Source organism: Tepidiforma sp., assembly GCF_034433535.1.
In the GTDB taxonomy this organism is placed as follows: domain Bacteria; phylum Chloroflexota; class Dehalococcoidia; order Tepidiformales; family Tepidiformaceae; genus Tepidiforma.
Map to the genome: position 1 here is coordinate 1 of NZ_DAOUAO010000164.1, position 8015 is coordinate 8015.

At 68.0% G+C, this 8015-nt stretch carries 8 protein-coding genes; 7 read left to right on the forward strand and 1 reads right to left on the reverse strand.

Going from position 1 to position 8015, the window contains the following annotated elements; genetic code table 11:
- The coding region (locus tag VAE46_RS08730; protein ID WP_322796544.1) for a DUF389 domain-containing protein at positions 1-1098 on the reverse strand (1098 nt) is incomplete at its 3' end.
- Between the two features lie 102 nt (positions 1099-1200).
- On the opposite strand from VAE46_RS08730, the gene VAE46_RS08735 reads away from it, so the two are divergent.
- From VAE46_RS08735 to VAE46_RS08765, 7 genes are all read left to right on the forward strand, one after another.
- Positions 1201-1791 (forward strand): GNAT family protein, encoded by a 591-nt coding sequence (locus VAE46_RS08735; protein ID WP_322796545.1) that lies wholly within the window; start codon positions 1201-1203, stop codon positions 1789-1791.
- Positions 1772-2266: a pyridoxamine 5'-phosphate oxidase family protein gene (locus VAE46_RS08740; RefSeq protein ID WP_322796546.1), complete on the forward strand. Its 495-nt coding sequence runs from the start codon at positions 1772-1774 to the stop codon at positions 2264-2266. Before VAE46_RS08735 ends, VAE46_RS08740 begins: the two co-directional genes overlap by 20 nt.
- 82 nt (positions 2267-2348) lie before the next feature.
- On the forward strand, positions 2349-3797 hold the full coding sequence (gene gltA / locus VAE46_RS08745; RefSeq protein ID WP_322796547.1) for an NADPH-dependent glutamate synthase: 1449 nt from the start codon (positions 2349-2351) through the stop codon (positions 3795-3797).
- A 92-nt stretch (positions 3798-3889) separates the two neighbouring features.
- Positions 3890-4690, forward strand: coding sequence for a GGDEF domain-containing protein (locus VAE46_RS08750; RefSeq protein ID WP_322796548.1), 801 nt, complete (start codon positions 3890-3892; stop codon positions 4688-4690).
- Positions 4691-4819: 129 nt separating this feature from the next.
- Complete coding sequence (locus VAE46_RS08755; protein WP_322796549.1) at positions 4820-6985, forward strand: CRISPR-associated endonuclease Cas3''; 2166 nt, start codon at positions 4820-4822, stop codon at positions 6983-6985.
- A gap of 99 nt (positions 6986-7084) precedes the next feature.
- Positions 7085-7813: a type I-C CRISPR-associated protein Cas5c gene (gene cas5c / locus VAE46_RS08760; RefSeq protein WP_322796550.1), complete on the forward strand. Its 729-nt coding sequence runs from the start codon at positions 7085-7087 to the stop codon at positions 7811-7813.
- Positions 7807-8015, forward strand: a 209-nt coding sequence (locus VAE46_RS08765) for a hypothetical protein (protein WP_322796551.1), incomplete at its 3' end; no start/stop codon positions are given. The genes cas5c and VAE46_RS08765, both read left to right, overlap by 7 nt.

Sequence of the window (8015 nt, forward strand, 5' to 3'; positions counted from 1 at the left end):
AGCCGTCCCCGTCGGCGACGGGCTGCGCCCCGGCGTCGGCGTCGAGGTCGGCGTACGCGTCGGGGTCGCCGTCGGCGTCGGGGTCGGCGTCAGGATCGGCACGGAGCGCGGGGGCGGGTTCGCCGGGTCCAGCACCAGCGACGGGGTCGCCACCAGCACCAGCTGAATCCGCTTCCCCGTCCGCTGCGCCATATACGCCTGGATCGTCTCGGCATCCTCCAGCGTCGCCTCGCGGGTTACCTGCGCTTCCACCCGCACCCGTACGCTGCCTCCCTCGCCGCTCGAACGGGTCACGCGCTCGACCTCGGCGCCGGGAAACAGGTTCGCCACCGCCTCCCGCGCCGAAGTCGTCAGCAGGTCCTCCTCCCGCGCCTCCTGCACAGCCCGCGTCGTGAGCCCCGCCAGCGCAACGCCAACCACCACGACCGGCACCAGTCCGATGAGCAGCCGCGGTCCCGGGTGCGTGGGTGTGCGATGCCGTATCCCCGTCATCAGGAACACAAACGCCGCCGCCGCCATGATTGCGCTCAGGTTCGTCACGAACAGCAGCAGCGCCCCGCCCCAGATGCCCCGGTCCCCCAGGGAAAGCCCGATGCCCACGGTGCACAACGGCGGCATCAGGGCTGTCGCGATGGCCACCCCCGGCAGAGCATCCGCCGCGCGCAGCCGCACCAGCCCGAACGCTCCCACCGCGCCGCCAGCCAGCGCGATGCCAAGGTCCAGCGGATTCGGCCGCGTCCGGGCCATCACCTCAGCAGGCACCGTCTCGAGAATCGCGAACGGTGAAGCCCGCAAGGCCTCCGCCAGGACGTACGAGAGCGCGATCGAGGTCACCACCCCTTCCCCGAGCGCCCACATTGGCGCAATCGGCTCCCGCCGCGCGCCGCCCAGCAGCGCCAGCGCCAGCGCCATGATCGGCCCCAGCAGCGGCGCCACCAGCATCGCCCCGATCACCACCGCCGGCGAATCCCCGGCCAGCCCCAGCGTCGCGATGACGCACGAAAAGCTCACCAGCAGCCGAAATCGCGTGTCGGGGCGCGCCGCCCGGAAGATTCCCGCTCGCAGCCTTCCCTTGGGCAGCGTGTGATGATTTGGCATCGCCCTAAGTTTCGAGCATCAGCGCCTTGTCGTCTGTTCTGTGCCCGGCAGCCCGCCGATACCCGTCGTGGAACCCCTCATCCCGTGCCCCGGACTCCGCCCATGCTCAAAGGCGAAAAAGTCATCCTCCGGCCCATGCGCCGCGACTATCTCGAGAAGCTCCTCGAGTTCCACAACGACGTCGAGCTCCAGCTCCTGGGAGGCGAAGCCGTGCCCATCCCGCAGCCGCCGGAGCACCTCCTCGCCGAGTTCGAAGCCGCCATCCGCGAATCGCCCCGGCCCTCCTGGTTTGCCATCGAGGTCCAGGGCGGCAAAATCATCGGCCACTGCCTCCTCACCAATATCGATGAAGCCGCCCGCACCGCCGAACTCCGCATCACCATCGGCGACCGCGATTACCAGAACCGCAAGTACGGCCGCGATGTCGTCCGCCTCCTCGTCAAGTACGCCTTCCGCCTCCGCAACCTCCGCAAAGTCTGGCTCGCCGTTCTCGCCTCCAACGAACGCGCCCGCCGCTGCTTCCTCGCCGCCGGCTTCGCCATCGAGGGCTGCCAGCGCGGCCACACCTGGGTCGATGGACGGTACGATGACCGCATCCTGATGGCCGTCTTCCGCGAGCCGCCCGCCCCGCCGCCCGCGGAGCCCGCCGCCCCAGCAGAGGAGCCCGCGCCGCATGCCCCGGATGAGTCCTGAGACCCTCGCCGAATTCCTCCAGCTCCCCACCGTCGGTGTCATCGCCACCCTCCGCCGGGACGGCATGCCCTACACCGTCCCCGTCTGGTGGCTCCACCGCGACGACGGCATCTGGATCACCGGCACCTACAACCGCGTCTGGTGCAAGCACCTCCTCCGCGACCCCCGCGCGTCGCTCTGCATCGAATCCGGGCCGCCGCTCACCGGCCACGTCGAGTTCGATGGCCTCTGCACCCCATTGGAACTCCCCGACTTCGATATCTGGCCGATCTCCCGCGCCCTCGCCGACAAGTACGTCGGCCGCGGCGACCCCGCCAACGCACCTGCAGTCGAAGCCTTCTTCGCCAACATGCGAACCGAGCCGCGCCTCCTCTTTCGCCTCGAACCGCAGGTCACGCGCGCCATCGATATGCGCGTGTATCGCGGCAAGCGCGCTGACCGCGAGTACCAGCAGCGGCGGTCCGCCGGCGGCTGACGCCTTCGCATTCCATTCCTCCGCTCCCTCCGGTACGATCGGTGCACCCTGGAACATCGCCGGACCCCGGCATCGGAGCAGCATGGCCAACGACGTCGCCCGCCGCCTCGCCATCAGCGTTCAGCCTGTCCCCAAGCAGGATCCCGAAGAGCGCAAGCGCAACTTCGAGGAAACCTATCTCGGGTTCGACCTGAACGCCGCCCGCATCGAGGCGTCGCGCTGCATCCAGTGCCCCTCCGCCCCGTGCCAGGAGGCCTGCCCCGTCCACAACGACATCCCGGGCGCCCTCGCGCTGCTCGAAGCTGGCGATATCCTCGGCGCCGCCGACAAGTTCCGCGAAACCTCCAACCTCCCCGAGATGTGCGGCCGCCTCTGCCCGCAGGAAAAGCTCTGCGAAGGCGCTTGCGTCGTCGGCTTCGCCATACGCCCCGGCGGCAAGTCCGAGCCCCCGGTCACCATCGGCAAGCTCGAGGCCTTCTGCACTGATTACCAGCGCCAGCAGCTCGGTGGCTTCCCCATGCCCCGCTATATGCCCGAGCCCACCGGCTACCGGGTCGCCGTCATCGGTTCCGGCCCCGCCGGCCTCGCCGTCGCCGAACAGCTCGCCGACCGCGGCCACAGCGTCACCGTCTATGAATACTGGCCCGAACCCGGCGGCGTCCTCGTCTACGGCATCCCCAACTTCAAGATGCGCAAGAACATCGTCGATGAGTACATCGCCCACCTCGAAGCCATGGGCGTGACCTTTATCTGTAACACCTACGTCGGCCGCGATATCACCGTCGACGACCTCTTCCGCCAGGGCTTCCACGCCGTCTTCCTCGGCACCGGCGCCGGCGTTGGCAACGAAATGGGCATCGAAGGCGAAGACCTCGAAGGCGTCTACACCGCCACCGAGTTCCTCGTCCGCGGCAACCTCCCCCTCGAGATGCTCCCCGAACGCCTGCGCAAGCCCCTGCCCGCGCTCCACGATGTCGTCGTCATCGGCGGCGGCGATACCTCCATGGACTGCGTTCGCACCGCCGTCCGCCTTGGCGCCGAGAACGTCACCTGCGTCTACCGCCGCACCGAAGCTGAAATGCTCGGCCGCGAAGAAGAACGCAAGAACGCCCGCGAAGAGGGCGTCCGCTTCGAAATGCTCACCCTGCCGACCCGCATCATTGGCAACGAACAGGGACACGTCGTCAGCGTCGAATGCCAGCGCATGCAGCTCGGCGAACCCGACGAATCCGGCCGCCGTCGCCCTATCCCGGTCCCCGGCAGCGAATTCATCATCCCCGCCGATGCCGTCGTCATCGCCATCGGCTACGGTGCCGACCCTGTCGTCCCCAGCACCACGAAGGGCATTAAGACCGACCGCAAGGCCCTCATCCAGGTCGACCCCAAAGGCCGCACCACCCGGCCCGGCGTCTTCGCCGGCGGCGACAACGTCAACGGCGCCGACCTCGTGGTTACCGCCATGGCCGACGGCCGCCGCGCCGCCGAAGCCATCCACGAATACCTCCAGACCCTGCCGCCGCCGAAGCGCTGAGCGGTCACGAATTACGCACCGTTTACAAACCGTCCCTGCGCAACCATGACCCCGCGGACGAAATCTCTCAGTGAGATAGCGCGGGGTCCCTTATGCAAAAACCGCCCGTCCTGAACGCGTTCCTCCTGCCCCAGGCCGACCAGTCCGCCCTCGGCTCGGTCGAAACCCCCATCCTCGTGCGCCTGCTCCGCCCCGCGACCTTCGCCGTCTGGGTCCTCGTCTTCTGCGTCCAGGCCCAGACCGTCATCGCCCGCGGCGGAGGCACCAACCTCTTCGTCCTCGGCTTCACCACCCTGCTCTTCATCGCCGTGCACCTCCAGTTCTGGTACGAAGAATCCGAGCAGGGCCGGCGCTTCCACCGCGCCATCGACCGCCTTCGCGGCCGCATTTACGAAGACGAAACCACCAGCCTGCCCAACAGCCGGCACTTCGTCTTTGAACTCCGCCGCCAGATGATGCGCTCCGTCCGCAACGGCCGCGGCTTCTCCCTCGCGCTGACCGACATCGCCGGCTACGAGACGCTCAAGAACGGCGAAGAAAAGCTCCTCCCCGCCCTCGGGCGGGCCCTGCGCCACGCCGTCGGCGAGGGCGATTTCGTCGCCCACCTGCAGGGGCCCATCTTCGCTGCCATCATCGCCGATGACCGCCTCGCCACCGCCGCCCAGAAAGCCGATGCGCTGCTCCCGGCCATCGGTTCCTGCATCCCGCCCGAACTTGCCGGCCGCCTCATGCCCGTGGTCTCCCTCACCGGTTACGAGGGCGAGCTCGAAGTGCGCGACTTCCTCCGCCGGGCCCAGCGCGACCTCGCCGCCGCCCGCACCCACGACCCGGCCGTCCGCCTGCCCGCCGGCCTTCCCACCCCCCACCACACCCCGGGCTCCGCCGTCGCCTGAACCTCCCCCGCCGCCGGGCAGTTCGTCACGACTGGCCACGCAAGGGCTCCCCGCCAGCGGTCGAGGGTTGGTTCGCGGGGGCGAAAAGCGCGGTTGACTCACCACGCACGCTCTTCCCATCATCCGGCCATGCCGTATTACGCCCGCGGAGCCGGCCCCGATGGTTCCTGGCAGCTCCTCAGGGACCATCTGCAGGCGGTTGCAGAACGAGCCCGGGACTTCGCCCGGGACGCCGGGCTCCCGGAGGACATCGCCTTCGCTGCGGGCCTGCTCCATGACCTCGGCAAGTATTCCGACGAGTTCCAGCAGCACCGACTCCTCGCGCGGGACTGGGCCGTCGAACATGCAGCGCACGGCGCGGCGCTGGCCGTCCAGCAGGGAGCGGTCGAGGTGGCCTTCGCCGTCGCCGGGCACCACGCTGGCCTGCCCTCTCTCTCCGACGTCGGACAGCTCACGTCCCGACCCGAGCGGTGCACCATCGATGTTGGACGCGTCATCGACCGGGCACACCGTTTCGCGGACCTTGCCCACGCCGAAGGGCTGACACTCCAATCCATCCTCGGGTCGCGCCAGCGCTCCGACGGGCTCGACCTCGCCATCCGGCTTATTTTTTCGTGCCTGGTCGATGCGGACCGGCTCGACGCCGAGGCGTGGTCCTCGCCGGGGCACCAGGCGCTGCGCATGGCGCCGTCGCTCGACCCGGAAGCAGCGCTCGCCAGCCTGGGCGCTCACCTCGAGACGGTACGCGCCAATTCCCGGGCAAAGCCCGAAGTGCGGGCAATGCGCGAGGAGGTGCTGCAGTGTGCAGACCGCGTTGCAACAGAACCCACCGGGTTTTTCACCCTTGAGGTCCCGACTGGCGGAGGCAAGACGCTCGCCTCGCTTTGGTTCGCCCTTGCCCACGCCCGCGCTCAGGGACTTCGCAGGATCATCTACGTACTTCCCTACCTGACCATTATTGAGCAGACCGCGGCTGCTTTTCGCAGGGCGCTGGATGGCTCTGGGCATTTCGTCCTCGAACACCACTCAGGAGAACAACAGCCACCACAAACCAACGAAGAACTCACGCGCGCGGAACTCCTCGCCGAGAACTGGGATGCGCCCATCATCATCACCACGTCCGTGCAGTTTTTCGAATCCCTCTTCAGCAACCACCCGACTCGCTGCCGAAAGCTCCACCGCATCCCTCGGTCGGTCATCGTCCTCGACGAGTGCCAGCTCATTCCACCGGGCATCCTCGAACCAACGGTCTCCGTACTGAAGCAGCTGGTCTCCGGCTACGGCTGCACCGTCGTGTTCTCAACCGCCACCCAGCCGGCATGGACGGCCCCGCTCGGACCCGCCCCGGGCCGCCCGCTCATCGACCCGGCTGCCGTTCGACCGATTGTGCCGAACCCGGCTCGGCTATTTAAGACCAGCCGCCGGGTCAACGCCGAATGGCGCCCCCTGCCGCTCACCTGGGCCGAGGTGGCCGCAGAAGTCACCCGTAGCACGCAGGCGATGGTCATCGTCAATACCCGCGCTGCCGCCCGCGAGCTGTTTTCGCTCGCGGAAGGCCGTCATCCGCACGCCGTCCACCTCTCGACGCGAATGTGCCCGGCCCACCGGCGAACGGTGCTCGAAGACGTCCGCGCCCGACTTGCCACCGGTCAGCCATGCCTGCTCGTCGCGACACAGCTCGTTGAGGCCGGGGTCGACCTCCACTTCCCCGAAGTGTGGCGCGCTATGGGGCCGCTCGATTCCCTCGCGCAGGCAGCCGGCCGCTGCAACCGCGAGGGGAGACTCCCCGGCGGCGGCCGATTCGTCGTCTTCACACCCGAACCGAACGAACTTCCCGGCGACCTCTACCGGCTGGCCGCCGGAGTCGCCGAGCATCAGTTCAACAAAGCATCGCTCGCTGGCGAAGAACTCGACCTCACCGCGCCTGCCACCTTCGCCAACTATTTCACGAAACTCTTCCAGGTGGCCGACCTCGATGCGCAAAAAATCGAGGCGCTCCGCCGCAGCTTCGACTTCCCGGAAATCGCCACACGCTACCGAATGATCGAAGACGACGACGTGCCGGTCGTCGTCCCGTTTGGCGACGCAAGACCCCTCCTCGGCGCGCTCGCATCGAGCCCCGGGCCCGGGGCCCGGCAGCTGCTGCGAAGCCTCGATCAGCTCAGCGTGGCCGTGCGGCGCAGCGAGCTGGTGACCCTGCGCGAAGCCGGTCTCCTCGATGAATCCGGCCCCAGGCCCCTGTTCCTCGGCGATTACCACCCGCAGCTCGGCCTCCTCCTGCCCACCGAACGCTAGCAACCCGTTCAGGGCATCTCCTGCGACAAAGCGACGACAGCTGTCGCGTTCGTGGTGCATCATCCCCGCCAGCCTGTATCAGGAGGTGTCTGAAGAGCCTTGGAACCACAGCGAAGTCGACCTGTCCGTGTCCGCATCAGCGGCGAATGGGCCTGTTTCACCCGGCCCGAGCTCAAAGTCGAACGCGTCTCGTACGCCTACCCCACACCATCCGCCATGCGCGGGGTCCTCGAGGCCATCTTCTGGGAACCGCAGTTTCGCTGGGTCATTGCCAGCATCGAAGTCCTGAAGCCCGTCCGCTTCCAGGCCGTGACCCGCAATGAGGTCCAGAAGAAAATCCCGGTCGGCAGCGTCCAGAGGTGGATGCAGGACCCTGCCTCGTTCCGTCCCTTCTACGCCGACGCTCGCGGGCGCGACGAGGGTGAAAACGCCACCCAGCGCTCGACCCTCGCCCTCCGCGATGTCGCCTACAACGTGACCGCCTACGCCATCGTCGATGGCGCCAAACTTCGACCTGAAGACACCCCGGAGAAGTACGCCGCCATGTTCGAGCGCCGCGTCGAACGTGGGCAGTGCTTCCACCGGCCCTACCTCGGCTGCCGCGAGTTTGCTGCTTCATTTGCGCCTGTGCGGCCCCAGGAGCGCCCGATCGACGACACCGCCCACCTGGGCCTCGTCCTCTACGACATCATCTACGCCCCAAACACGCGGAACGCCCAGAACGAGGCCGTCTTCTTCCAGGCCCGTATCGAACGCGGGGTCATCGACACCGACCCTGATCGGGTCATCGAAGACCCCGACCTCAGGAGGCGACTGCTCACATGCTGATCACCACCCTCGCCGACTACGCGCGGCGCTCCGGCCTCGCCGATGAAGACCCCGCCTTCGAAGAGAAGCCGGTGCGCTGGGCTCTCCAGCTCGATAGCTCCGGCCGATTCATTGGCCTCCTCGATCTCGCCACGCAACAGAACCGCCAGGGGCTCCGGCTCCAGGTCCCAAAGAAAATCGGCGCCAACGCTGGCGGGGTCGC

Coding starts and splice junctions, on each gene's coding strand:
- VAE46_RS08735 (WP_322796545.1), top strand. CDS start 1,201: ATGCTCAAAGGCGAAAAAGTCATCCTCCGGCCCATGCGCCGCGACTAT.
- VAE46_RS08740 (WP_322796546.1), top strand. CDS start 1,772: ATGCCCCGGATGAGTCCTGAGACCCTCGCCGAATTCCTCCAGCTCCCC.
- gltA (WP_322796547.1), top strand. CDS start 2,349: ATGGCCAACGACGTCGCCCGCCGCCTCGCCATCAGCGTTCAGCCTGTC.
- VAE46_RS08750 (WP_322796548.1), top strand. CDS start 3,890: ATGCAAAAACCGCCCGTCCTGAACGCGTTCCTCCTGCCCCAGGCCGAC.
- VAE46_RS08755 (WP_322796549.1), top strand. CDS start 4,820: ATGCCGTATTACGCCCGCGGAGCCGGCCCCGATGGTTCCTGGCAGCTC.